Source organism: Enterobacter cancerogenus, assembly GCF_019047785.1.
Classification (GTDB): Bacteria; Pseudomonadota; Gammaproteobacteria; order Enterobacterales; family Enterobacteriaceae; genus Enterobacter; species Enterobacter cancerogenus.
On sequence record NZ_CP077290.1, the window covers coordinates 2,791,013 to 2,814,512 of the forward strand.

Sequence of the window (23,500 nt, forward strand, 5' to 3'; positions counted from 1 at the left end):
GGCCTTAATTACTATTTTGAGAACTTTTCTCATTGGTGGGGGCCGTTATGACCGTACTACACAGCGTGGATTTTTTTCCTTCGGGCGGATCGCCTGTCGCGATTGAGCCACGGCTCCCGCAGGCAGCGTTTCCGGAACATCATCATGATTTCCATGAGATTGTGATTGTTGAGCACGGCACGGGCATTCACGTCTTCAACGGCCAGCCGTACACCATCAGCGGTGGCACGGTCTGCTTTGTACGCGATCACGACCGGCATTTATACGAACATACCGACAACCTGTGCCTGACCAACGTGCTGTATCGCTCGCCGGATGCGTTCCAGTTTTTGTCCGGGCTTAATCAGCTTTTGCCCCAGGAGAAAGACGGGCACTATCCGTCGCACTGGCGGGTTAATCAGTCCACGTTGCAGCAGGTGCGCCAGCTGGTGAGCCAGATGGAGCAGAGCGAGGAGGGGCTGGAGACGCACGTTGTTGCCACGCGTGAACTTCTGTTTATGCAACTGCTGGTGCTGCTGCGCCGCAGTAGCCTGGTGGAGGGGCTGGAAAATAACGCTGCGCGCCTTAACCAGCTGATGGCCTGGCTGGAAGATCACTTTGCTGAGGATATCTGCTGGGAAACGCTGGCGGATGATTTCTCGCTGTCGCTGCGTACCCTGCACCGCCAGCTGAAGCAGCACACCGGGCTGACCCCACAGCGCTATCTTAACCGCCTGCGTTTAATCAAGGCCCGGCATCTGCTGCGCCACACGGATGAAAGCGTCACGGACATCGCTTATCGTTGCGGTTTCGGCGACAGTAACCACTTTTCGACGCTGTTTCGCCGTGAATTCAGCTGGTCGCCGCGCGACATTCGCCAGGGCAAGGACGCGTCGCTTCAGTAACGCGAGGGCAATCACCGTTTTTTCGCCGCAAAAAGGCTAATAATGTCAGGTTATTCGCCCGTGAGGTTGTGGTGTGGCTGCTCAGTTAATTCTTCGCAAAGATGATTTTTTTGCCTCCGCAGGCCAGGCCGTTGCGGTGGCCGATCGCTATCCGCAAAACGTCTTTGCCGAACACACGCATGAATTTTGCGAGCTGGTGCTGGTGTGGCGGGGCAACGGCCTGCACGTCCTTAACGACCGGCCTTACCGCATTACGCGCGGGGATCTGTTTTACATTCGCGCCGAGGACAAACACTCCTACGCCTCGGTGAACGACCTGGTGTTGCAGAACGTCATCTACTGCCCGGACAGGCTCAAACTCAACGTCGACTGGGCCGCAAACATTCCGGGGTTTGTTGATGCGAAGGGCGCACCGCACTGGCGCTTAAGCAGCAACGGCATGACCCAGGTCCGGCAGGTGATTTCCCAGCTTGAACAGGAGAGCCTGAAAAACGATCCCGAGGCTAACCAGATGGCGGAGCTGCTCTTTGCCCAGCTGGTAATGACCCTCAAGCGCTATCGTTATGCTACCGACAACCCCTCCGCCACCACTCAGGAGGCGCTGCTTGATAAGCTCATCACCCAACTTGCGGGCAGCCTGAACAAGAGTTTCGTGCTGGAAAAGTTCTGCGAGCAGGAGCAGTGCAGCGAACGCGCGTTACGCCAGCAGTTCCGCACCCAGACCGGGATGACGGTGAACCACTATCTGCGCCAGCTGCGCATCTGCCACGCTCAGTATTTGCTCCAGCATACGGAGCTGATGGTGAGTGAAGTGGCGATGCGCTGCGGCTTTGAGGACAGCAACTACTTTTCGGTGGTGTTTAACCGCGAGGTGGGGATGACGCCGGTACAGTGGCGTCATCGTAGTCGAAAGGCGGCGTGATCAGTTCGCCATGCCGAGGCCAACAATGTTGGCGGCGATAATAATCACCACGCAGCCGAGGCTCAGCACGCCCACCGGACGACGCCCGGCGTTGTTCCACTCCTTCAGCACCAGCCCCACCAGGCCGCCGCACAGCACGTAGAAGCTCATGTGCAGCATCCAGCTCATGTAATCGTACTGCGCCGGAATGCTGGCGTGGCCCCAGGCGTAGAAGAAGAACTGCAGATACCACATCAGCCCACCCAACGCGGAGAGCAGCACGTTGGTTACGATCAGCGGTTTTGCCAGCGAGAAGTCGGCTTTTACCGACAGGTTCTTCACTTTTGCCAGACGAATAAAGCAGAAGCCCAGGTTGACCAGCGCGCCGCCGCCCATGATCACCACGTAGCTTGGCAGGGCAACGTACAGCGGGTCGACGCCCAGCGCGGCGGCGGCTTCGTGCATCGGTTTGGCGGCGTTCATGGCGAAGGACATACCGGCGGAGAAGATGCCGCACATTACCGCCAGCAGCAGCCCTTTCTTCAGGTTGAAGTCCTCGGCTTTGATGCCCATCTTGCGCTCTTTAAGCTGGCCCGCGCGGGTCACGATGCCTACGCCGATCACCGCGACCAGCACGCCCAGCAGCGTCATGCGCCCGCCTTCGGTATTGATCAGCACGTCGAAATTGCCGTTGAGGATTGGCGTCATCAGGGTGCCGACAATCAGCGTAATGCCAATCGCGATGCCGATACCCATCGACATGCCGAGGTAGCGCATGGTGAGGCCATAGTTGATGTTGCCGATGCCCCACATCGCGCCAAACAGGAAGACCGGCAGCAGGGTAGAGGCGCTGAAGGAGGAGAAATAGCCCCAGAAATCGGGCAGGAGCATGGCGCTGATGGTCCACGGCAAAATCAGCCATGACACCGTACCGCCGACGGACCACATGGTTTCCCATGACCAATGTTTAACCTTTTTAAACGGGGCATAGAAACAGGCTGCACTGGCTGCGCCTATCAAATGCCAGAAAATACCCATCGTAATCGCATGATTCATTTTTACATCCTCATCGTTTTTATAGTCGGTGGCTGCCCGCCGACTTGATGAGTGTAAAAATTAGGCGGTTTGGGAACCTTCAGAAGGTTGCCGCACTTTTGTTCAGGATGGCAATCAGCACGTTAACCGCGTGAGCAGACTCACAATTTCGCGATGAGAGGGAAAATGAATAACCTTATAAAAACTACGGCATTGATAATCATTTTCAATATCATTTAATTAACTATAATGAACCAACTGCTTACGCGGCATTAACAGCTGTGCCGCCCGACACTAATGGAGAGGATTATGAGTTATACACTGCCATCCCTGCCGTATGCCTACGACGCACTGGAACCGCATTTCGACAAGCAGACGATGGAAATCCATCACACTAAACACCACCAGACCTACGTGAACAACGCCAACGCTGCGCTGGAAAGCCTGCCAGAGTTCGCTAGCCTGCCGGTTGAAGAGCTGATCACCAAACTGGACCAGCTGCCAGCAGACAAGAAAACCGTTCTGCGTAACAACGCAGGCGGCCACGCTAACCACAGCCTGTTCTGGAAAGGCCTGAAAACCGGTACCACCCTGCAGGGCGACCTGAAAGCGGCTATCGAGCGCGACTTCGGTTCCGTAGACAACTTCAAAGCGGAATTCGAGAAAGCCGCTGCGACCCGTTTCGGCTCTGGCTGGGCGTGGCTGGTCCTGAAAGGTGACAAACTGGCGGTGGTTTCTACCGCAAACCAGGACTCCCCGCTGATGGGTGAAGCGATCTCTGGCGCATCCGGTTTCCCAATCCTGGGCCTGGACGTTTGGGAACACGCTTACTACCTGAAGTTCCAGAACCGTCGTCCAGACTACATCAAAGCCTTCTGGGACGTGGTGAACTGGGACGAAGCTGCAGCACGTTTCGCTGCGAAAAAATAAGGTTGCATTGACGCCTGTGAGAAGCGAGTCTGATGACTCGCTTTTTTTGTATCTGAAGGAGTAGAGATGCACTACCCGGTCAACGTGTTTACAGGCAAGGTAACGGAATACGAAGGCAGCCGCCCGAGCGCCATCGCCAAAGTGCAGGTTGACGGCGAGTTGAGCCTCACCGAGCGCGGTCTCGTGGGCGATGAGCAGGCCGAAAAGAAAATTCACGGCGGGCCGGAGCGCGCGCTGTGCCACTATCCGCGCGAGCATTATGCTTACTGGATGAGTGAATTCCCCGAGCAGGCGGAGCGCTTCGTCGCACCCGCCTTTGGCGAGAACCTCTCTACCGAGGGGCTGACCGAGCAAAACGTCTTTATCGGCGATATCTTCCGCTGGGGCGATGCCCTGATTCAGGTGACGCAGCCGCGCTCGCCGTGCTTCAAGCTGAACTACCATTTTGGCATTGAAGATATGTCCGCCCGGCTGCAAAGCGCCGGTAAAACCGGCTGGCTCTACCGCGTGGTGCTGGCGGGGAACGTTTCGGCGGATGCCCCGCTGGCGCTCGTTTCACGCGTGAGTGATGTGTCGGTGTACGACGCCTGCGCGATCGCCTGGCATATGCCCTTTGACGATGAGCAATATCATCGCCTGCTGTCAGCGGCAGGGCTATCGACAAGCTGGACCAGAACGATGCAAAAGCGGCGTTTAAGCAACAAAATTGAGGATAATTCGCGAAGATTGTGGGGAAGATAATCCCTTCTGGCGAAATGCAGGCCGGGTAAGGCGAAGCCGCCACCCGGCTTTTTTGTTGGCATCTTGCGTGAATTTGCCCGGTGGCGCTGCGCTTACCGGGCCTACAAAACGAACAGCTACGAACGCTTATACAACGGCAGCCACAGCGTTAACCGCAGTCCACCCAGCGGGCTGTCGTCGGCTTTCACCCAGCCACGATGCTGCTGCATGGCGGTTTCAACAATCGCCAGCCCCAGCCCCGTGCCGCCGGATTCGCGGTCGCGCGCCTCGTCGGTACGGTAGAACGGACGGAAAATCTGTTCGCGATCTTCCGGACTCACGCCCGGGCCGTCGTCGTCCACGATGATGGTGATCCCGTCTTTATCCACCGAGAACGCCACCTCAATCTTCGTGTGCGAGTAGCGCAGGGCGTTACGCACGATATTCTCCAGCGCGCTTTCCAGTGCGTTAGGGTTACCGTAAAGCGGCCATGGGCCTGGCGGGAAGTTAACGGTGAACGATTTCCCCATCTGCTCGGCTTCGAATGCCGCGTTATCCAGCACCTCATGCCACAGATGGTTGGCTTTGACCGTTTCGCTCACCAGCGCGTTTTTCTGCTGGTTGCGCGACATCACCAGCAAATCGTTGATCATGCTGTCCAGACGATGCGCTTCGGTTTCAATACGCTCCAGCTCTTTGCTCTCGCCGCTGCGGCGGCGCAACAGCGCGGTGCCAAGCTGCAGTCGCGTGAGCGGGGTGCGCAGTTCGTGGGAGATGTCCGATAGCAGGCGTTGCTGCGCGGTCATCATGCGGTCAAGGGCGCTCACCATCTGGTTAAAACTGGTCCCGGCGGCCAGGAATTCCTGCGGCCCGGCTTCCAGCTCGGGATGTTGTCTCAGGTTGCCCTGAGCCACTTCGTCGGCGGCGTTTTTCAACTTACGTGCCGGTTTCGCCAGGCTCCACGCCAGCCAGAGCAGCAGCGGCGAGCTGAGCAGCATAGTCACAATCAGCAGCAGAAGCGGGCGGTCGAACAGCAGGTTGATGAAATCTGTCTGGGAGCTGCTCGCAGGGCGAATCAGATAGAGCTGATAGTTATCCTCCCCGTCTCTGACGGAGAAAGGCCCTACCATCTCAACCCGGCCATATTTTTTCTTCTGAGGGTGGTCGGCGTTATCCGCCTGGCCAATGAAGTTGCGGATGATCTGCATTTCATTGCGATCGGCCCCAATGACGCGGCCTTCGCTGGTCACCAGCAGAAGACGTTGTCCGGGCGGCGCCCACTTGTCGATAGCGCGAAACAGCCTGCGCCACCACATCAAATCGTTTGGCGGATCGTTTGCCAGCTCGGCTTCGACGTGTTGTTCGATCATCACGCCCTGACGTTGCTCACTGTCGAGAAGCTCCGTCATCTGGCGTGAGTCGAGTTTTGGCAACATCAGTACGAGCATTAAAACCAGTGCCAGCGTCAGCCAGAAGATGGCGAAGATGCGGGCGGTTAAGCTGCCTATCATGAAGCGGAAACCATCAGATAACCGCGACCACGTAGGGTTTTAAACCACGGGTGACCGTCTTTACGCTCCGGTAATTTACGGCGCAGGTTAGAAATATGCATGTCGATGGCGCGGTCAAACGGCGTGAGACGTTTGCCCAGCACTTCCTGACTCAGGTGTTCACGCGATACCACCTGGCCGAGATGCTGCGCCAGCAGATAAAGCAGGGTGAACTCGGTGCCGGTTAATTCCAGCGTCTGGCCGTCAAAGCTGGCTTCCTGACGACCCGGGTTCAGGCTCAGGGAGTCCACTTCCAGCGTCGGCGAGCTGTTGTCCGTATTTTGCTGCTGCTCGCTCCAGTGGGAACGACGCAGGATTGCGCGAATACGGGCCACCAGTTCACGGTCGTTGAACGGTTTCGGTAAATAGTCATCCGCACCCAGCTCAAGGCCAAGGACACGGTCAAGTTCGCTGCCGCGTGCGGTCAGCATGATAACGGGGGTCTGGTGCGTCTGGCGAAGCTCTTTCAGCGTATCAATGCCGTTTTTCTTCGGCATCATAACGTCGAGCAAAAGTAGATCGATGCTGTCATCAAGGAGACTCAGCGCCTGCTCACCATCGTGGGCAACCAGAACGTTGAAACCTTCCATGTCGAGCAACTCCTTTAAAAGGGAAGTCAGCTCTCGGTCATCATCAACTAACAGAATTTTATTCATTGTTTAAATACCTCCGAGGCAGAAATTACGACATCAAGGCTATCTAATCCATGACTTTACGTTGTTTTACACCCCCTGACGCATGTTTGCAGCCTGAATCGTAGACTGTCTCTCGTTGAATCGCGACATGAAAGATTTTGGGAGCAAGTGATGCGCAAAGTTACCGCTGCCGTCATGGCCTCAACGCTGGCCTTCAGTGCGTTTAGCCAGGCTGCTGTAGCTATCATCGGCGATACCGGTTCCTCGCAGGAGGGCGCAGCGCAGAATAGCAGCCAAAGCCATATGTTTGACGGCATAAGTTTAACCGAACATCAACGCCAACAGATGCGAGATCTGATGCAGAGGGCACGACATGAGCAGCCCCCTGTTAATGTTAGCGAAATGGAGACAATGCACCGCCTTGTCACCGCAGAAAATTTTGACGAAAGCGCTGTACGCGCTCAGGCCGAAAAAATGGCTCAGGAACAGGTTGACCGCCAGGTAGAGATGGCGAAGGTCCGCAACCAGATGTTCCACCTGCTATCGCCCGAGCAGCAAGCGGTTTTGAACGACAAACATCAGCAACGAATGGACCAGTTGCGTGAGGTTGCACGGATGCAGCGAAGCTCAGAAACAACGTTTTTCAGTAGCAATAGCAGCACCCGTAGTAACCAGTAAACCCTGTTTTCCTTGCCATAGACACCATCCCTGTCTTCCCCCACATGATGTGGGGGTTTTTTTTGCCCGTCATTCAGGTTTGTTAACCTTTTATTCATCCTTAGACTCCTCTTCCATCCGTTATACTAGCGCCATGGCATGACAGGAGTGTTTATGAATCAATCCTATGGCCGGCTGGTTAGCCGGGCCGCAATAGCCGCGACGGTGATGGCGTCGTGTTTGCTGATTATCAAAATTTTTGCGTGGTGGTACACGGGCTCGGTCAGTATTCTGGCTGCCCTGGTGGACTCGCTGGTGGATATTGCCGCCTCGCTGACCAACCTGCTGGTGGTGCGCTATTCGCTGCAACCGGCTGATGAAGAGCACACCTTCGGGCACGGAAAGGCGGAATCGCTGGCGGCGCTGGCGCAAAGCATGTTTATTTCCGGTTCGGCGCTGTTCCTGTTTTTAACCGGCATTCAGCATCTCGCCTCGCCGACACCGATGAACGATCCGGGCGTCGGCGTGGCTGTTACGGTAATCGCACTTATAAGCACTCTTGTTCTGGTAACGTTCCAGCGCTGGGTCGTGCGTAAAACGCAAAGCCAGGCGGTACGGGCAGATATGCTTCATTATCAGTCTGATGTTATGATGAATGGGGCGATTCTTATTGCGCTCGGTCTGGCCTGGTATGGCTGGCATCGTGCGGACGCGTTGTTTGCGTTAGGAATTGGCGTCTATATCTTGTATAGCGCTTTACGGATGGGGTATGACGCGGTGCAATCGCTTCTCGACCGCGCGCTTCCGGACGCAGAACGCGATGATATATATTCCATCGTGACCTCCTGGCCCGGCGTCAGTGGGGCACACGATCTTCGTACGCGGCAGTCAGGGCCGACCCGCTTTATTCAGATTCACATTGAAATGGAAGACAACCTGCCGTTGGTTCAGGCTCACATCATAGCTGAGCAGGTCGAGCAGGCGATTTTGCAGCGTTTTCCTGGTTCAGACGTCATCATTCACCAGGACCCCTGCTCGGTTGTACCCGGACACGTTCAGCTTTCGTAATACGGTGTAAAAAAGTGAGCCAGGCCAGCATTTTGTGTATAAATTACCGCCATAGGGTCTGACCTGAATCAATTCAGCTGGAAGAGATTGATATACTATTTGCAGTATTCGTTGATGGAATAATTTCTTTCGGCAACAGATTTCAATTTTGCATTCCTAAGTTCAGAGGTAGTCATGATTAAGAAAATCGGTGTGTTGACAAGCGGCGGTGATGCGCCCGGCATGAACGCGGCAATTCGTGGGGTTGTTCGTGCAGCCCTGACCGAAGGTCTGGAAGTGTTTGGCGTCTATGACGGTTACCTGGGCTTGTATGAAGACCGTATGGTTCAGCTCGACCGTTACAGCGTGTCTGACATGATCAACCGTGGCGGCACCTTCCTCGGCTCCGCACGCTTCCCGGAATTCCGTGACGAACACGTTCGTGCAGTGGCTATCGAAAACATGAAAAAACGTGGCCTCGATGCGCTGGTTGTTATCGGCGGTGACGGTTCCTACATGGGTGCAAAACGTCTGACTGAAATGGGCTTCCCGTGCATCGGCCTGCCGGGCACCATCGACAACGACATCAAAGGCACCGACTACACCATCGGTTTCTTCACCGCACTGGGTACCGTTGTTGAAGCGATTGACCGTCTGCGCGACACCTCTTCTTCTCACCAGCGTATCTCCATCGTGGAAGTAATGGGCCGCTACTGTGGCGATCTGACCCTTGCGGCGGCGATTGCGGGTGGCTGTGAGTTCATCGTGGTGCCGGAAGTGGAGTTCAGCCGTGAAGATCTGGTGAACGAAATCAAAGCCGGTATCGCGAAAGGTAAGAAACACGCGATCGTGGCCATCACCGAGCATATCTGTGATGTGGATGAACTGGCGAAATATATCGAAACCGAAACCAAGCGCGAAACCCGTGCAACCGTACTCGGCCACATCCAGCGCGGCGGCTCCCCAGGGCCATACGACCGTATCCTGGCGTCCCGCATGGGCGCGTATGCGATCGATCTGCTGCTGCAGGGCCACGGTGGCCGCTGCGTCGGTATTCAGAACGAGAAACTGGTTCACCATGACATCATCGACGCGATTGAAAACATGAAGCGTCCGTTCAAAGGTGACTGGCTGGACTGCGCGAAAAAACTGTACTGATCGGCTCTGTTGCCCGGTGGCGCTGCGCTTACCGGGCCTACAAAAGCTTGGTTCGTAGGCCGGGTAAGGCGTAGCCGCTACCCGGCTTTTTTACGCACTCAACCTCCTTTTTTATTCCTCAAAGTTATAGCCAATCTTTTTTTATTCTTTAATCATCGGTTAGCTTTCTGGCACGCTGCAATCATCAAAACATTGCATAAGAGAGCCGGGCGATGAACAAGTGGGGCGTAGGGTTAACATTATTGCTGGCATCGACCAGCGTGCTGGCAAAGGACATTCAGCTCCTGAACGTGTCGTACGACCCGACGCGCGAGCTGTACGATCAATATAACAAGGCCTTTGCGGCGCACTGGAAGCAGGAAACCGGTGATAACGTGGTGGTTCGCCAGTCGCACGGCGGTTCCGGTAAGCAGGCAACCTCGGTCATCAACGGCATTGAAGCCGATGTCGTCACCCTGGCGCTGGCCTACGACGTAGACGCCATTGCCGCGCGTGGCCGTATTGATAAGAACTGGATCAAACGCCTCCCGGACAACTCCGCGCCGTACACCTCGACCATCGTTTTCCTGGTGCGTAAAGGCAACCCGAAACAGATCCATGACTGGAACGACCTGGTCAAGCCGGGCGTTTCCGTGATCACCCCGAATCCGAAAAGCTCCGGCGGCGCACGCTGGAACTACCTGGCGGCGTGGGGCTACGCATTACACCACAACAACGGTGACCAGGCGAAAGCCCAGGATTTCGTCAAAGCGCTGTATAAAAACGTTGAAGTGCTGGATTCCGGCGCGCGCGGCGCAACCAATACCTTCGTGGAACGTGGCATTGGTGACGTGCTGATTGCGTGGGAAAACGAAGCCCTGCTGGCGACTAACGAGCTGGGCAAAGACAAGTTTGAAATCGTCACCCCGAGCGAATCTATCCTCGCCGAACCGACTGTCTCCATCGTCGATAAGGTGGTGGAGAAAAAGGATACCAAAGCGGTGGCTGAGGCCTATCTGAAGTATCTCTACTCGCCGGAAGGCCAGGACATTGCCGCGAAAAACTTCTATCGTCCGCGCGATCCGGCGGTTGCGAAGAAGTACGAGAACGCCTTCCCGAAACTGAAACTCTTCACCATTGATGAGGAATTTGGCGGCTGGGCCAACGCGCAGAAAACGCATTTCTCCAATGGCGGCACCTTCGACCAGATCAGCAAACGCTAGCCTTTCGCACAGAACGACACGGTGACCCGGTGTGAGAAATCCACCGGGTTTTTTATTTGGTCATCATTTTGCGTTACTCTTTTGCCTCTATGAAAAACAGGGAACGCGTTGTGAAAAAAATACTTTTGCTCATTTTGATTGTTATCGTGCTCGCCGCAGGGGGCTGGTACTTTTTAAAAGCGGGTAATTCGAATGCGCTGCGTCATATCGTGCTCGACCAGTGCGTGCCTAATCAGCTTAAAAACGATAACCCTGCGCCGTGCGCAGAGGTGAAGCCGGATGCAGGCTACGTGGTGTTTAAAGACCGCAACGGTCCGCTGCAGTATCTGCTGATGCCCACCTACCGTATCAATGGCACCGAAAGCCCGCTCCTGACCGAGCCTCAAACCCCTAACTTCTTCTGGCTGGCGTGGCAGTCGCGTAACTTTATGAGCCAGAAGCGCGGCGCAGACGTGCCGGACAGCGCCGTCTCACTGACCATCAACTCCCCGACTGGCCGCACGCAGAACCATTTCCATATTCACATCTCCTGCCTGCGTCCGGACGTGCGGCAAAAGCTGGACGCCAGCCAGGGGCAGATCAGTACCCAGTGGCTGCCGCTTCCCGGCGGACTGGAAGGGCATGAATATCTCGCCCGCAGGGTGACGGAAAACGAGCTGGTACAGCGCAGCCCGTTCATGATGCTGGCGGAAGAGCTGCCGGAAGCGCGCGACCATATGGGACGCTTTGCGCTGGCGATGGCGCAGCAGTCTGACGGCTCATTTGTTCTGCTGGCGACCGAACGTAACCTGCTCACCCTTAACCGCGCATCCGCTGAGGAATTACAGGATCATCAATGCGATATCCTGAAGTGACCCCACCATAAATAGCGTTTACTCGCCCTGCCTGTCGCCGTAGACTTGCTGAAAAAATCTACAGGAGACAGGCATGTCGCTCTGGTTCACTCACCCTCTGTTTCTGCCCTCGCTAATTGTTGGCGTCACCATTGTGCTCTGGGCGACGTCGCTGCTGCCGGAGTTCATTACCGCGCTGTTGTTTTTCACGGCGGCGATGGCCACCAAAATAGCCCCGCCGGACGTTATTTTCGGCGGTTTTGCGTCGTCCGCCTTCTGGCTGGTGTTCAGCGGGTTTGTGCTGGGCGTGGCGATCCGCAAAACCGGCCTCGCGGACAGGGCCGCGCGGGCATTGTCCGCGAAACTGACCGACTCCTGGGTACTGATGGTCGCAAGCGTGGTGCTGCTCAGCTACGCGCTGGCGTTTGTGATGCCGTCGAACATGGGACGTATTGCGCTGCTGATGCCGATTGTCGCCGCCATGGCGAAGCGGGCCGGTATTACTGATGGCTCCCGCGCCTGGTATGGCCTGGCGCTGGCGGTCGGATTCGGCACGTTCCAGCTCTCCGCGACCATTCTGCCAGCCAACGTTCCCAACCTGGTGATGAGCGGCGCGGCGGAAGGCTCGTACGGGATCCACCTCAACTATGTGCCGTACCTGCTGCTGCATACGCCGGTGCTGGGCATTCTCAAAGGCCTGATTCTGATCGGCCTGATCTGCTGGCTGTTTCCCGGCAGCCCAAAGCCACCGCGCGATCTGGCACCCTCTGAGCCGATGGGGCGGGACGAAAAGCGTCTCGCCTGGCTGCTGGCGGTCGTGCTGGTGATGTGGGTCACCGAGAGCTGGCACGGCGTGGGACCCGCCTGGACGGGTCTGGCGGCATCGGTCATCGTCATGCTGCCGCGTATTGGCTTTATCACCGGAGAGGAGTTCTCGGCGGGAGTGAACATGCGCACCTGCATTTATGTGGCGGGCATACTCGGGCTGGCGATTACCGTCACGCAGACCGGTATCGGTGCGGCGGTGGGGGAGGCGTTGCTGCACGTTATGCCGCTGGATGCAGACAGGCCGTTTACCAGTTTCCTGGCGCTGACGGGGATCACCACCGCGCTCAACTTCATCATGACGGCCAACGGCGTTCCGGCGTTGTACACCACGCTGGCGCAGAGCTTCGCGGATGCGACCGGCTTCCCGCTGCTGTCGGTGATCATGATTCAGGTGCTGGGGTATTCCACGCCGCTGCTGCCGTATCAGGCGTCGCCGATTGTGGTGGCGATGGGGTTAGGAAAGGTGCCTGCGAGGGCCGGAATGTTGCTGTGTCTGGCACTGGCGATAGCGACCTATATGGTACTGCTGCCGCTGGATTATCTGTGGTTTAGCTTGCTGGGACGGCTGTAAAAAAGCCCGGTGGCGCTGACGCTTACCGGGCCTACAGAACCGTAGGGCGGGTTAGCTAAGCGCCACCCGCCACAACAGCATTACGCCTGTTTAGCGGCTTCTGCTGCTTTAACGATCACCGCGAAAGCGTCGGCTTTCAGGGATGCGCCGCCAACCAGCGCGCCGTCGATGTCCGGCTGGGTGAACAGCTCAGCGGCGTTCGCTGCATTTACGGAACCGCCGTACTGGATGATAACCTGCTCAGCCACTTTCGCGTCTGCTTTAGCAATGTGGTCACGGATAAATTTGTGAACCGCCTGCGCCTGCGCTGGGGTTGCTGATTTGCCGGTACCGATAGCCCAGACTGGCTCGTAAGCGATAACCGCGCCTTCGAACGCGCTCGCGCCCTGGGTTTTCAGTACGGCGTCGATCTGACGAGCACACACTTCTTCGGTTTTACCCGCTTCGTTTTCTGCTTCGGTTTCACCGATGCACAGAACCGGGATCAGACCCTGCTCTTTCAGCACGGCGAATTTCTTCGCGATAAACTCGTCGGATTCTTTGTGGTAGGTGCGACGCTCAGAGTGGCCGATGATGATGTATTTCGCGCCGATATCTTTCAGCATTTCAGCGGAGGTTTCACCGGTGAATGCGCCAGACAGGTTAACGTCAACGTTCTGAGCACCCAGCACGATGTGGCTGCCGTCAGCGGCACGTTTAGCCAGGTCCAGGTACATATCCGGTGGCGCGATAGCAACCGCACAGCCCGTTACGCCAGCCAGCTCTTTACGCAGGTTCGCAACCAGCTCGTTTACCATGTGGCGGCTGCCGTTCAGTTTCCAGTTACCCATCACTAAAGGATGTCGCATTTCAATTCTCCACGCTAAATAAGCGAATTAAGGAATATGGCCACCCTTAAGGGCGGCATGGTCTGTGAATCAGTATAGAGATTTTCCCTCGAAAGGCTTTGCTTTTTGTCATTAATTCGCCCCTCCGAGCGGGTCTGATAGTGCCAGCTTAATCGGTTCAACAGCGAAGGTCAGTCCCTTTTCGCCATTATCTGCCACCACATAGCGAACGGCACCTTCGGTCTCGGCGTAATAGTGTTTGTTTTTACCCGCAGTGAGCAGTTTTTGCAGCTTTTGCTGGCTCTGCGCTTTGGTTAAGGCCGGGGTAAAAGCGCGCAGCACGGCGCTCATGTATTCATGGGCTTTCGCTTTTGCCGCTTTCTGTTCAGGTCCCTGGATGGGCAGCCAGGTTATCTGCATGCTTTTGATTTTTAACGTTCCACGCTCCAGCGCGGTTGAGGCATACAGATTTTCGTTAATCTTGCTGGCTGCGCGGGTGAGGGTCGAGGTATCCCGGGCGCTCTCGATAGAGCGAAATTCATCCAGCGGCAGGGTTGGGTTGTCTTTGTTAAAGGCTTCGCGGAACTGGCTGATGGAGCGATCGAACGACGGCGCGCCCGCAAGCAGATAGGGCGCGGCAGCAGGAGCGGCGGTGTCGGCGGCGTGCAGGGTGACGCTGGCGCTCAGCATCGCTAAACACAGTAACAGAGAGTATGCCGAACTTTTCATCAATATTGCCCCTGGCCGTCAATGGCCATGATTAAAACGATATATGCCTGGCTTGTCAAAAGGTCACCACTCCAGGGTAAAATGCGCGCTATATCATAATAAGGAACCTTACATGACCATACAGCAGTGGCTGTTTTCATTCAAAGGGCGTATCGGACGCCGGGACTTCTGGATATGGATAGTGACGTGGATCGTCGCTATGCTGGCGCTGTTTTTCGTGGCGTTCAATGCGTGGCTGAGCACGCAAACTGCGGCCTTTGCGCTGGTGTGCCTGCTGTGGCCAACGGCGGCAGTGGTGGTAAAACGCCTGCACGATCGCGGCCGCTCCGGCGCATGGGCATTTCTGATTATTCTGGCGTGGATGCTGGTGGCAGGGGACTGGTCGATACTGCCGTCCATCCTCCCGTGGGTGGTTGGCCTGCTGTTGCCGACCATTATCTTTGTGATGATGATTATCGATCTGGGCGCGTTTATCGGCACCCAGAGCGAAAACAAATACGGTAAAGACACCCTTGAGGTGAAGTACCGCTGATCACCAGTAGTGTTCAGCCGTCATATGGCCCGGTCGGCGGCGAAGGTGCTTCGTCATCTGCCGGGTATCCTTCAGAAGCTGCTGCGTATCCCTGACCATCTGCGGGTTACCGCACAGCATCACGTGGCTGGTTTCCGTATTCATCGGTAAACCAACCGCCGCTTCCAGCGCACCGCTCTCAATCAGCGCCGGCACGCGTCCTGTCAGCGAGCCTGCCGCCGTTTCGCGGCTGACCACGGTCTGAATTTTCAGCTTCCCGGCATAGCGCTGCTCCAGCGCCTGCATTTGCGGCAGATAGCTCAAATCAGCGGCATAGCGCGCGGCGTGTACCAGCACGATATTCTTAAAACGCTCAAGATCTTTGCCATACTCCAGAATGGAGAGGTAAGGGCCGATGGCGGTCCCGGTCGCCAGCATCCACAGGGTGTCGCAGTCCGGAATTTCGTCCAGCACGAAGAAGCCTGCGGCTTCGCTGACAATCTGCACCTCGTCGCCGGGCTTCAGCGCGGCGAGGCGCGGGCTGAGCTTGCCGTCCGGGACGGTAACCAGATAGAACTCAAGGTCCGGGTTATCCGGCGCGTTGACGTATGAATAGGCGCGCTGTACGCGCTCGCCGTCGACATCCAGCCCCAGCTTCGCAAATTGCCCTGCGGTAAACGGATGAACCGGAGCGTGAAGGGTGAGACTAAATAGCGCATCGGTCCAGAACTGTACCTTTGTGACTTTACCCGTTACCCAGTCCGCCATGATCTTCTCCTGTGCTGTTTCTCTGCTCTATCTTCCGGTCTTGCGGTGAAGATTTCCAGCCCAATCGGGCCGGAAAGCTCAATCGATCAAACGGTTTCACAGAATGTGGGTCTGCACGTCCGGGTCTTTACGATCGAGATAGTGGATAGACTGAATGCGGCGAATGGTGCGTGATTTTCCGCGGATCAGCAGCGTTTCGGTGGTCGCCATATTGCCCTTGCGGGTAATGCCATCCAGCAGATCGCCTTTAGTGATGCCGGTTGCAGAGAAGACCACGTTATCGCTGCGCGCCATGTCGTTTAACGCCAGTACCCTGTTGGCTTCAATGCCCATCGCCGCACAGCGTGCCAGTTCGTTCTCGCCAATGCGACGGTTCTCTTCGCTGTCGCCTTTAACGTCGTGACGCGCCAGCAGGCGGGCCTGCATATCGCCGTCGAGCGCGCGGATCACCGCCGCGGAGACCACGCCTTCCGGCGCGCCGCCGATGCCGTAAAGCACGTCCACTTCGCTGTCAGGCATGCAGGTCAGGATGGAGGCGGCAACGTCGCCGTCCGGGATGGCAAAGACGCGCACGCCGAGCTTTTGCATCTGGGTGATGGTGGCGTCGTGGCGCGGTTTCGCCAGAATGGTGACGGTCAGTTCACCGAGCGGTTTACCCAACGCCGCGGCGACGTTGCGCAGGTTCTCTTCCAGCGGCAGGTTAAGGTCGATTGCGCCCTTCGCGCCGGGGCCGACGATCAGCTTTTCCATGTACATATCTGGCGCATTGAGGAAGCAACCTTTGTCGCCGACCGCCAGCACTGCCAGGGCGTTAGCCTGGCCCATCGCCGTCATGCGGGTGCCTTCAATGGGGTCGACGGCGATATCCACGGCATCGCCCTTGCCGGTACCGACTTTTTCACCGATGTAGAGCATCGGCGCTTCGTCGATTTCGCCTTCGCCAATCACGATGGTGCCGTCGATGTTGACCTGATTGAGGACAATGCGCATGGCATGGACAGCTGCGCCGTCAGCGGTATTTTTGTCGCCACGGCCAAGCCATTTATAGCCAGCCAGGGCGGCGGCTTCGGTGACGCGGGAAAACTCGATGGCAAGTTCACGTTTCATGAGGTACTCGTGCAATCAAAAAGAATTGCACGAAGTTTATCACAGAGTGGGATGGGGTGCGGGGACCGGTGCGGTCTGGGCCCCTCACCCTGACCCTCTCCCCATGGGAGAGGGAATATTTGATTACTCGTCGTGCTCTTCCCACGCCAGGGCGCGCTTCACCGCTTTCTTCCAGCCGCTGTAGCGGTAGTTACGCTCGGTGGTTTCGATACCCGGGCGGAATTCGCGTTCGATGACCGCTTTTTCCTGCAGTTCGTCCAGGTTCTGCCAGAAACCGACCGCCAGACCGGCGAGGTACGCCGCGCCAAGCGCCGTAACTTCGCGCACTTCAGGACGCTCCACGCGGGTGCCCAGAATGTCGGACTGGAACTGCATCAGGAAGTTGTTGGCGACCGCGCCGCCGTCCACGCGCAGGGCGTGAAGACGAATCCCGGAGTCGGCCTGCATCGCTTCCAGCACATCGCGCGTCTGGTAGGCAATGGACTCCAGCGTCGCGCGGATGATGTGGTTTGAGTTCACGCCGCGCGTCAGGCCGAAAATAGCACCGCGCGCATACGGGTCCCAGTAGGGAGCGCCAAGGCCGGTGAAGGCAGGCACCACGTATACGCCGTTGGTGTCTTTCACCTTGGTGGCGAAATATTCGGAGTCAAACGCGTCGCTGATGAGCTTCATCTCGTCGCGCAGCCACTGAATAGACGCGCCTGCCATGAATACCGCGCCTTCCAGAGCGTAGTTCACTTCGCCGCGTGGGCCACAGGCGATAGTTGTCAGCAGGCCGTTCTCTGATTTCACCGCCTTCTCGCCGGTGTTCATCAGCATAAAGCAGCCGGTGCCGTAGGTGTTCTTCGCCATCCCTTCCTTAACGCACAGCTGGCCGAACAGCGCCGCCTGTTGATCGCCAGCGATACCGGCGATAGGGATACGCGTGCCGCCTTTACCGCCGATGTTGGTCTGGCCGTACACCTCGGAGGACTTGCGTACCTGTGGCAGCATGGCGCGCGGGATATCCAGCGCGTCCAGCATCTTGTCATCCCACTCGAGGGTGTTGATGTTGAACAGCATGGTGCGCGAGGCGTTGGTGTAGTCGGTGACGTGCACGCGTCCCTGGGTCATCTTCCAGATAAGCCAGGTATCGACGGTGCCGAACAGCAGCTCGCCGCGTTTTGCGCGCTCGCGTGAGCCTTCGACGTGGTCGAGGATCCACTTCACCTTGGTGCCGGAGAAGTACGGGTCAATGACCAGCCCGGTGGCGCTACGGATGTACTCTTCCATGCCGTCGCGTTTCAGCTTTTCGCAAATTTCCGAGGTGCGGCGGCACTGCCAGACGATGGCGTTGTAAATCGGTTTGCCGGTTTCGCGTTCCCAGACAACGGTGGTTTCACGCTGGTTGGTGATGCCGATGGCGGCAATCTCGTCGGAACTGATGTCGGCTTTCGCCAGCACTTCGACCAGAGTAGAGCTTTGTGACGCCCAGATCTCCATTGGGTCGTGCTCTACCCAGCCTGGACGAGGATAAATTTGTTCAAATTCGCGCTGTGACACGCTGACGATGTTCGCGTCATGATCCATTACGACAGCGCGGGAGCTGGTGGTGCCCTGGTCGAGCGCAACGATATATTTTTTTTCGGTCATGGTTTGTGTCCCGTAGTCAGTTTACAGCGAAGCTTTTTGTTGTGTGGCGGAGGTCGTCTCTTTCTCCTCTTCCACACAGGTGTCGCACGGTAAGTGGCGACCAATTAATTTGCGATAGCCGAATGCGCCCAGCGCCGCCCCTACGATAGGCCCGAACAGCGGCACCAGGAAGTAAGGAATGTCTTTGCCGCCGGTGAAGGCAACGTCGCCCCAGCCCGCGAAGAACGCGAAGGTTTTCGGCCCCAGGTCACGCGCCGGGTTCATCGCAAAGCCTGTCAGAGGCCCCATTGATGCCCCGATGACGGCGATCAGCAGGCCAATCAGCAGAGGCGCCAGCGGGCCGCGCGGGATACCGTTCCCGTCATCGCCCAGCGCCATGATAACGCCCATCAGAATAGCGGTAATCACCATTTCAACTGCGAACGCCTGCACAAAATTGATATGTGGGTTCGGATAGGTGGAGAAGATGCCAGCCAGTTCCAGGCTGTCGACACTGCCGCGAACCATATGATGCGTTTGTTCGAAGTCGCTGAAAAGATTGTAATAAAGCCCGTAAACTAACGCCGCTGCGCAAAACGCGCCGGCAAATTGAGAAAGGATAAAGGGTACGACTTTGCGTCCGTCGAAGCACGCGAACAGCCACAGCGCGATGGTCACCGCCGGGTTAAGATGTGCACCGGAAACCCCTGCGGTCAGGTAGATGGCCATCGCCACGCCCAGACCCCAGATGATGCTGATTTCCCACTGACCGAAACTGGCACCCGCCACTTTCAGTGCTGCGACACAGCCCACTCCGAAGAATATCAACAACCCGGTACCCAGAAACTCGGCAATGCACTGGCCTTTTAAGGTTGATGTCTGACTCATAATCGGAATCCTGAAGAAATTGAATGTTTTTTGTTAGCATGACCGCCCGTGACAGCCATGGTGCCCTGTAGACACGGTGTTAATTTATCGTTAACGAGCAAAAACGAGAAATATCGAAATCAAAATGTGTGGTCTGTGTCAATAAAATGAGCGTTTTCGCGCCATAAAGCGCGTTTTTGCATCACGACAGGAATGAGAGCTGAATCATTTCATTAACTAAAGAGTTAACAATTTAGGGGTATATGCCGCGAACGCACCAGGATGACACTGAAAAGTGTTGCAAAGCGCGATCTGCGCGGTCTGTCGCTGGACAGAGAGCGTCGCGCTCCATACAATCGACGCTATGTCGTGCGCGTTTACGTTAAAGCGTCGCCTTGCAATTCAGGAGAGGTAGCATCATGTCTTTAGAAGTGTTTGAGAAACTGGAATCGAAAGTACAGCAGGCGATCGACACCATCACCCTGCTGCAGATGGAAATTGAAGAGCTGAAAGAGAAGAACAACTCCCTGTCACAGGAAGTTCAGAATGCTCAGCACAGCCGCGAAGAACTGGAGCGTGAAAACCACCAGCTGCGCGAACAGCAGAATGGCTGGCAGGATCGTCTGCAGGCGCTTCTGGGACGTATGGAAGAAGTGTAATTCCGAATTTGTACAAAAGGCACGCTAAATGCGTGCCTTTTTTATTTCATCGAAATAGACTCGCTTGATACGACAACTCACACGGAACGCGAGATGACGAAACGAAGCGATATTGTCGATAACACTTTTCATGAATTGCGCGTATGAAGAAATATTTCCTTGTTTTAACGTTCTCTGCGCTGGCGATACTTTATTGTGTTTTGATGACGCGTTCCTTCATGGATGAGGAATACACGCAACGTGATTTTCTTCAATATTATTTATTAACACCTGAACCGCTCAGGCAGGCACCCAGGCTTGCATCGCACTGGTATTTCACCCGTCACGCCGATGAGGGAAGTGGCTTGCAGATCAGTACGCTTACGTTTACGGATATTGAAGGGGATAAAATCCAGTCGATAGCTGAAAAGCTCAATGCTTATATTAATAGCTATCCCGACCGTCGTGTTCAGATGGGGATTGCTGTCGAGGAGCGGAAGGGAACGTATGAACTTCGTATCACCCATTATGAATCGGGTGAAGATAAATAAAAAAAAGGCCATCCGGTTTGCCGATGGCCTTTATCGTTACTCAATATCCAGCGCATCCTCAGAAAGGATAATCCCGGTATTGTCGGCATAGAGATGGTCGCCGGAGAAGAAGGTCACGCCGCCGAAATTCACGCGGATGTCGCTTTCGCCGATGCCGTCACCTGCTGCACCCACCGGAATGGCTGCGATAGCCTGGATGCCGATATCCAGGTCTTCCAGATCGTCCACCTGGCGCACGGAGCCGTAGACCACAATCCCTTCCCACTCGTTTTGCGCGGCAAGACGGGCAAGGTCAGCGTCGATCAGGGCGCGGCGCACTGAACCACCGCCATCGACCAGCAGAACGCGGCCACGGCCGTTCTGTTCGAGCAGATCGTACAGCAACCCGTTATCCTCGAAACATTTCACCGTGATGATTTGTCCGCCAAACGACGACCGTCCACCAAAGTTGGAGAACAGCGGTTCAACGACGTTGACATCTTCCTGGTAGATGTCACAAAGCTCGGAGGTATCGTATTTCATAGGTTTAACGCTCAGTTGCTGCGAATGTGTTCAGTATATCGTGCGAAAGGCGTTGTTGGCAAAATCATCAATTGTTAATTGATATTTGTCAGTTAACGCAGCGTCTGGCTCAGGACAATCCCGATGACGAACAACAGGTTAGTTAACAGCGCCCCTTTTACCGTGCGTTCGAGCATCGGCGGCATGGCGGACGGGCTAAGTTCGCGCATCACGAAGCGCGCCTGTTTCACCAGCAGCGGTGCGGCGAGTATAAATAGCCAGCCCCACAGGCTGTGCAGTGAAATCAGGTTAAACAGCGCCAGGCAAATCAGCGCCCCCATCAGCAGGCAGACGTGGTAGCGCCGTGCGTTTACCGGGCCGAGGCGCACCGCGAGCGTGTTCTTACCGTTTACGCGGTCGCTGTCGATATCGCGCAGGTTGTTGATGTTGAGCACCGCCGTCGCCAGCAGGCCGCAGGCGGTCGCCGGCAGGAACAGGGCAGGGATCAGCGTATGCGTCTGTAAGTACCAGCTCCCCATCACGCTCAGCCAGCCGAAGAAGACCAGGACTGAAATATCACCCAGACCGATATAGCCGTAGGGCCGCGTACCGACGGTATAGGTAATGGCCGCGATAATGGCGAGCAGGCCCAGCACCAGAAAGCCAATAAAATCACTGGTGGTTTTAGACGCTACCGTCACCAGCGCCAGGCCGGATACGCAAATCAGCGCCACGGTGATAATCAGCGCTCGTTTCATCTGCGCCTGGGTGATCACCCCTTTTTGCATCCCACGCAGTGGCCCGATGCGGTCAGGCTTGTCGCTGCCCTTTACCGCGTCGCCATAGTCGTTGGCGAGGTTGGAGAGGATTTGCAGCAGACCCGCGGTAATCAACGCCAGCCCCGCCACCCACGGATCGAAATGCCCTTGCCACCAGGCAAGCGCAGTACCGACGACGATCGCGGCGAAGGCCAAAGGAAGGGTTTTAGGGCGTAAACTTTCGAGCCACGCCTGAGTACGGCTGATATCAGTCATAGTTATTTAGCCAATAAAAATGGGGGCATTAGCCCCCATCAACAGTGATGAAAATGCAATAACCGCGATTATAGGATAAAACGGCTCAGATCTTCATCTGCCACTAACGCATCCAGGTGTTTGCCCACATATTCTGCGTTGATGGTAATGCTTTCGCCATTGAGGTCGCTCGCATCATAAGAGATGTCTTCCATCAGGCGTTCCAGTACGGTGTGCAGACGACGCGCGCCGATGTTCTCGGTCGTTTCGTTAACCTGCCATGCCGCCTGAGCGATGCGTTTAATGCCATCCTCGGTGAACTCGATGTTCACGCCTTCGGTTGCCATCAGCGCTTTGTACTGTACGGTCACAGAGGCGTTTGGCTCGGTCAGGATGCGCTCGAAATCTTCGGTGGTCAGCGCCTGCAGCTCAACGCGGATCGGCAGACGGCCCTGCAGTTCCGGGATCAGGTCAGACGGTTTGGCCACCTGGAACGCACCAGAGGCGATAAACAGGATGTGGTCGGTTTTGACCATACCATGTTTGGTGGAGACGGTGCAGCCTTCAACCAGCGGCAGCAGGTCGCGCTGAACGCCTTCACGGGAAACGTCCGGGCCTGAGGATTCACCGCGCTTACAGATTTTGTCGATTTCATCGATAAACACGATGCCGTGCTGCTCAACCGCGTCGATAGCATCCTGCTTCAGCTCTTCCGGGTTCACCAGCTTCGCCGCTTCTTCTTCGATCAGCAGCTTCATCGCGTCTTTGATTTTCAGCTTACGCGCTTTCTGCTTCTGGCCACCCAGGTTCTGGAACATGGACTGCAGCTGGCTGGTCATCTCTTCCATGCCAGGAGGGGCCATGATTTCAACGCCCATTGGCGCAGCGGCGAGATCGATCTCAATCTCTTTGTCGTCCAGCTCGCCTTCGCGCAGCTTCTTGCGGAACGCCTGACGCGCCGCAGACGGCTCAGCCTGCTGTTCCGCCTGGCCCCAGTTGTTTTTGGCAGGTGGGATCAGCACGTCGAGAATACGCTCTTCGGCCATCTCTTCGGCGCGATAGCGGTTCTTCTCGATAGCCTGAACGCGCACCATCTTGATCGCCGAATCGGTCAGATCGCGGATGATGGAGTCCACTTCTTTACCCACATAGCCCACCTCGGTGAACTTGGTGGCTTCAACTTTGATGAACGGCGCGTTAGCCAGCTTCGCCAGACGACGGGCGATTTCGGTTTTACCGACGCCGGTCGGGCCGATCATCAGAATGTTTTTTGGGGTCACTTCATGGCGCAGCTCTTCATCAAGCTGCATACGACGCCAGCGGTTACGCAGGGCAATCGCCACGGAACGCTTGGCATTGTCCTGGCCGATAATGTGTTTATTCAGTTCGCTGACAATTTCGCGTGGGGTCATTTCAGACATGGGAG

25 protein-coding genes are annotated in these 23,500 nt (G+C 56.3%); 13 read left to right on the forward strand and 12 right to left on the reverse strand.

Features of this window, described 5'->3' with window-relative positions; translation table 11 throughout:
• The first annotated feature begins 47 nt into the window (after positions 1-47).
• Both rhaS and rhaR read left to right on the forward strand, forming a co-directional pair.
• Positions 48-884, forward strand: a complete 837-nt coding sequence (gene rhaS, locus I6L58_RS13155; protein WP_088209376.1) for an HTH-type transcriptional activator RhaS — start codon at positions 48-50, stop codon at positions 882-884.
• A gap of 73 nt (positions 885-957) precedes the next feature.
• On the forward strand, positions 958-1,806 hold the full coding sequence (gene rhaR, locus I6L58_RS13160) for an HTH-type transcriptional activator RhaR (protein ID WP_006179153.1): 849 nt from the start codon (positions 958-960) through the stop codon (positions 1,804-1,806).
• Here rhaR and rhaT read toward each other — a convergent pair whose 3' ends face one another.
• Positions 1,807-2,841, reverse strand: coding sequence for an L-rhamnose/proton symporter RhaT (gene rhaT / locus I6L58_RS13165; protein WP_058610685.1), 1,035 nt, complete (start codon positions 2,839-2,841; stop codon positions 1,807-1,809).
• 288 nt (positions 2,842-3,129) lie between these two features.
• On the opposite strand from rhaT, the gene sodA reads away from it, so the two are divergent.
• Entirely contained in the window at positions 3,130-3,750 is a 621-nt protein-coding gene (gene sodA / locus I6L58_RS13170; RefSeq protein ID WP_014833772.1) for a superoxide dismutase [Mn], read from the forward strand.
• Positions 3,751-3,816: 66 nt separating this feature from the next.
• Positions 3,817-4,491, forward strand: coding sequence for a 6-hydroxyaminopurine reductase (gene yiiM / locus I6L58_RS13175; RefSeq protein WP_006179157.1), 675 nt, complete (start codon positions 3,817-3,819; stop codon positions 4,489-4,491).
• A 116-nt stretch (positions 4,492-4,607) separates the two neighbouring features.
• Here yiiM and cpxA read toward each other — a convergent pair whose 3' ends face one another.
• Both cpxA and cpxR read right to left on the reverse strand, forming a co-directional pair.
• The gene (cpxA, locus tag I6L58_RS13180; protein WP_006179158.1) at positions 4,608-5,981 is read right to left on the reverse strand and encodes an envelope stress sensor histidine kinase CpxA; all 1,374 of its coding nucleotides are present in this window, start codon (positions 5,979-5,981) and stop codon (positions 4,608-4,610) included.
• Complete coding sequence (gene cpxR, locus I6L58_RS13185) at positions 5,978-6,676, reverse strand: envelope stress response regulator transcription factor CpxR (RefSeq protein ID WP_006179159.1); 699 nt, start codon at positions 6,674-6,676, stop codon at positions 5,978-5,980. Before cpxR ends, cpxA begins: the two co-directional genes overlap by 4 nt.
• Positions 6,677-6,826: 150 nt before the next feature.
• On the opposite strand from cpxR, the gene cpxP reads away from it, so the two are divergent.
• The 6 genes from cpxP to I6L58_RS13215 all read left to right on the forward strand — a co-directional run bounded on the left by cpxP (position 6,827) and on the right by I6L58_RS13215 (position 12,951).
• Positions 6,827-7,333 (forward strand): cell-envelope stress modulator CpxP, encoded by a 507-nt coding sequence (cpxP, locus tag I6L58_RS13190; protein WP_006179160.1) that lies wholly within the window; start codon positions 6,827-6,829, stop codon positions 7,331-7,333.
• A gap of 153 nt (positions 7,334-7,486) precedes the next feature.
• The gene (fieF, locus tag I6L58_RS13195; protein WP_042322666.1) at positions 7,487-8,380 is read left to right on the forward strand and encodes a CDF family cation-efflux transporter FieF; all 894 of its coding nucleotides are present in this window, start codon (positions 7,487-7,489) and stop codon (positions 8,378-8,380) included.
• A 174-nt stretch (positions 8,381-8,554) separates the two neighbouring features.
• The gene (gene pfkA, locus I6L58_RS13200; RefSeq protein WP_006179162.1) at positions 8,555-9,517 is read left to right on the forward strand and encodes a 6-phosphofructokinase; all 963 of its coding nucleotides are present in this window, start codon (positions 8,555-8,557) and stop codon (positions 9,515-9,517) included.
• Positions 9,518-9,729: 212 nt separating this feature from the next.
• Positions 9,730-10,719 (forward strand): sulfate ABC transporter substrate-binding protein, encoded by a 990-nt coding sequence (locus tag I6L58_RS13205; protein WP_006179164.1) that lies wholly within the window; start codon positions 9,730-9,732, stop codon positions 10,717-10,719.
• Between the two features lie 89 nt (positions 10,720-10,808).
• Positions 10,809-11,573, forward strand: coding sequence for a CDP-diacylglycerol diphosphatase (locus tag I6L58_RS13210; RefSeq protein WP_006179165.1), 765 nt, complete (start codon positions 10,809-10,811; stop codon positions 11,571-11,573).
• 73 nt (positions 11,574-11,646) lie between these two features.
• On the forward strand, positions 11,647-12,951 hold the full coding sequence (locus I6L58_RS13215) for an SLC13 family permease (RefSeq protein ID WP_088209377.1): 1,305 nt from the start codon (positions 11,647-11,649) through the stop codon (positions 12,949-12,951).
• Positions 12,952-13,031: 80 nt separating this feature from the next.
• Here the strand turns inward: I6L58_RS13215 and tpiA are convergent, their stop codons facing one another.
• Positions 13,032-13,799, reverse strand: coding sequence for a triose-phosphate isomerase (tpiA, locus tag I6L58_RS13220; RefSeq protein WP_042322670.1), 768 nt, complete (start codon positions 13,797-13,799; stop codon positions 13,032-13,034).
• A 111-nt stretch (positions 13,800-13,910) separates the two neighbouring features.
• Positions 13,911-14,507, reverse strand: coding sequence for a DUF1454 family protein (locus I6L58_RS13225; protein WP_042322671.1), 597 nt, complete (start codon positions 14,505-14,507; stop codon positions 13,911-13,913).
• 112 nt (positions 14,508-14,619) lie between these two features.
• On the opposite strand from I6L58_RS13225, the gene I6L58_RS13230 reads away from it, so the two are divergent.
• On the forward strand, positions 14,620-15,039 hold the full coding sequence (locus tag I6L58_RS13230) for a DUF805 domain-containing protein (protein WP_006179169.1): 420 nt from the start codon (positions 14,620-14,622) through the stop codon (positions 15,037-15,039).
• Here the strand turns inward: I6L58_RS13230 and fpr are convergent, their stop codons facing one another.
• The 4 genes from fpr to I6L58_RS13250 all read right to left on the reverse strand — a co-directional run bounded on the left by fpr (position 15,040) and on the right by I6L58_RS13250 (position 19,392).
• Positions 15,040-15,786, reverse strand: coding sequence for a ferredoxin--NADP(+) reductase (gene fpr, locus I6L58_RS13235; RefSeq protein WP_058610683.1), 747 nt, complete (start codon positions 15,784-15,786; stop codon positions 15,040-15,042). It abuts the gene before it with no gap.
• Between the two features lie 96 nt (positions 15,787-15,882).
• Positions 15,883-16,893, reverse strand: a complete 1,011-nt coding sequence (glpX, locus tag I6L58_RS13240) for a class II fructose-bisphosphatase (protein ID WP_006179171.1) — start codon at positions 16,891-16,893, stop codon at positions 15,883-15,885.
• A gap of 123 nt (positions 16,894-17,016) precedes the next feature.
• Entirely contained in the window at positions 17,017-18,525 is a 1,509-nt protein-coding gene (gene glpK / locus I6L58_RS13245; RefSeq protein ID WP_006179172.1) for a glycerol kinase GlpK, read from the reverse strand.
• 21 nt (positions 18,526-18,546) lie between these two features.
• Complete coding sequence (locus I6L58_RS13250; RefSeq protein WP_006179173.1) at positions 18,547-19,392, reverse strand: MIP/aquaporin family protein; 846 nt, start codon at positions 19,390-19,392, stop codon at positions 18,547-18,549.
• Positions 19,393-19,790: 398 nt separating this feature from the next.
• Between I6L58_RS13250 and zapB the strand changes: the two genes are divergently transcribed.
• The gene (zapB, locus tag I6L58_RS13255) at positions 19,791-20,030 is read left to right on the forward strand and encodes a septal ring assembly protein ZapB (protein WP_006179174.1); all 240 of its coding nucleotides are present in this window, start codon (positions 19,791-19,793) and stop codon (positions 20,028-20,030) included.
• Positions 20,031-20,173: 143 nt separating this feature from the next.
• Entirely contained in the window at positions 20,174-20,560 is a 387-nt protein-coding gene (locus I6L58_RS13260; RefSeq protein ID WP_088209378.1) for a hypothetical protein, read from the forward strand.
• A gap of 36 nt (positions 20,561-20,596) precedes the next feature.
• Here the strand turns inward: I6L58_RS13260 and rraA are convergent, their stop codons facing one another.
• The 3 genes from rraA to hslU form a co-directional block, all read right to left on the reverse strand.
• Positions 20,597-21,082 (reverse strand): ribonuclease E activity regulator RraA, encoded by a 486-nt coding sequence (gene rraA / locus I6L58_RS13265; RefSeq protein WP_006179176.1) that lies wholly within the window; start codon positions 21,080-21,082, stop codon positions 20,597-20,599.
• 92 nt (positions 21,083-21,174) lie between these two features.
• Positions 21,175-22,095, reverse strand: coding sequence for a 1,4-dihydroxy-2-naphthoate polyprenyltransferase (menA, locus tag I6L58_RS13270; protein WP_006179177.1), 921 nt, complete (start codon positions 22,093-22,095; stop codon positions 21,175-21,177).
• Between the two features lie 68 nt (positions 22,096-22,163).
• Complete coding sequence (hslU, locus tag I6L58_RS13275; protein ID WP_006179178.1) at positions 22,164-23,495, reverse strand: HslU--HslV peptidase ATPase subunit; 1,332 nt, start codon at positions 23,493-23,495, stop codon at positions 22,164-22,166.
• Between the last annotated feature and the right edge of the window lie 5 nt (positions 23,496-23,500).

Excerpts from the sequence above, each read along its gene's own strand:
- rhaS (WP_088209376.1), top strand. The coding sequence starts at position 48 with ATGACCGTACTACACAGCGTGGATTTTTTTCCTTCGGGCGGATCGCCT.
- rhaT (WP_058610685.1), bottom strand. The coding sequence starts at position 2,841 with ATGAATCATGCGATTACGATGGGTATTTTCTGGCATTTGATAGGCGCA.
- sodA (WP_014833772.1), top strand. The coding sequence starts at position 3,130 with ATGAGTTATACACTGCCATCCCTGCCGTATGCCTACGACGCACTGGAA.
- yiiM (WP_006179157.1), top strand. The coding sequence starts at position 3,817 with ATGCACTACCCGGTCAACGTGTTTACAGGCAAGGTAACGGAATACGAA.
- cpxA (WP_006179158.1), bottom strand. The coding sequence starts at position 5,981 with ATGATAGGCAGCTTAACCGCCCGCATCTTCGCCATCTTCTGGCTGACG.
- cpxR (WP_006179159.1), bottom strand. The coding sequence starts at position 6,676 with ATGAATAAAATTCTGTTAGTTGATGATGACCGAGAGCTGACTTCCCTT.
- cpxP (WP_006179160.1), top strand. The coding sequence starts at position 6,827 with ATGCGCAAAGTTACCGCTGCCGTCATGGCCTCAACGCTGGCCTTCAGT.
- fieF (WP_042322666.1), top strand. The coding sequence starts at position 7,487 with ATGAATCAATCCTATGGCCGGCTGGTTAGCCGGGCCGCAATAGCCGCG.
- pfkA (WP_006179162.1), top strand. The coding sequence starts at position 8,555 with ATGATTAAGAAAATCGGTGTGTTGACAAGCGGCGGTGATGCGCCCGGC.
- I6L58_RS13205 (WP_006179164.1), top strand. The coding sequence starts at position 9,730 with ATGAACAAGTGGGGCGTAGGGTTAACATTATTGCTGGCATCGACCAGC.
- I6L58_RS13210 (WP_006179165.1), top strand. The coding sequence starts at position 10,809 with ATGAAAAACAGGGAACGCGTTGTGAAAAAAATACTTTTGCTCATTTTG.
- I6L58_RS13215 (WP_088209377.1), top strand. The coding sequence starts at position 11,647 with ATGTCGCTCTGGTTCACTCACCCTCTGTTTCTGCCCTCGCTAATTGTT.
- tpiA (WP_042322670.1), bottom strand. The coding sequence starts at position 13,799 with ATGCGACATCCTTTAGTGATGGGTAACTGGAAACTGAACGGCAGCCGC.
- I6L58_RS13225 (WP_042322671.1), bottom strand. The coding sequence starts at position 14,507 with ATGAAAAGTTCGGCATACTCTCTGTTACTGTGTTTAGCGATGCTGAGC.
- I6L58_RS13230 (WP_006179169.1), top strand. The coding sequence starts at position 14,620 with ATGACCATACAGCAGTGGCTGTTTTCATTCAAAGGGCGTATCGGACGC.
- fpr (WP_058610683.1), bottom strand. The coding sequence starts at position 15,786 with ATGGCGGACTGGGTAACGGGTAAAGTCACAAAGGTACAGTTCTGGACC.
- glpX (WP_006179171.1), bottom strand. The coding sequence starts at position 16,893 with ATGAAACGTGAACTTGCCATCGAGTTTTCCCGCGTCACCGAAGCCGCC.
- glpK (WP_006179172.1), bottom strand. The coding sequence starts at position 18,525 with ATGACCGAAAAAAAATATATCGTTGCGCTCGACCAGGGCACCACCAGC.
- I6L58_RS13250 (WP_006179173.1), bottom strand. The coding sequence starts at position 19,392 with ATGAGTCAGACATCAACCTTAAAAGGCCAGTGCATTGCCGAGTTTCTG.
- zapB (WP_006179174.1), top strand. The coding sequence starts at position 19,791 with ATGTCTTTAGAAGTGTTTGAGAAACTGGAATCGAAAGTACAGCAGGCG.
- I6L58_RS13260 (WP_088209378.1), top strand. The coding sequence starts at position 20,174 with ATGAAGAAATATTTCCTTGTTTTAACGTTCTCTGCGCTGGCGATACTT.
- rraA (WP_006179176.1), bottom strand. The coding sequence starts at position 21,082 with ATGAAATACGATACCTCCGAGCTTTGTGACATCTACCAGGAAGATGTC.
- menA (WP_006179177.1), bottom strand. The coding sequence starts at position 22,095 with ATGACTGATATCAGCCGTACTCAGGCGTGGCTCGAAAGTTTACGCCCT.
- hslU (WP_006179178.1), bottom strand. The coding sequence starts at position 23,495 with ATGTCTGAAATGACCCCACGCGAAATTGTCAGCGAACTGAATAAACAC.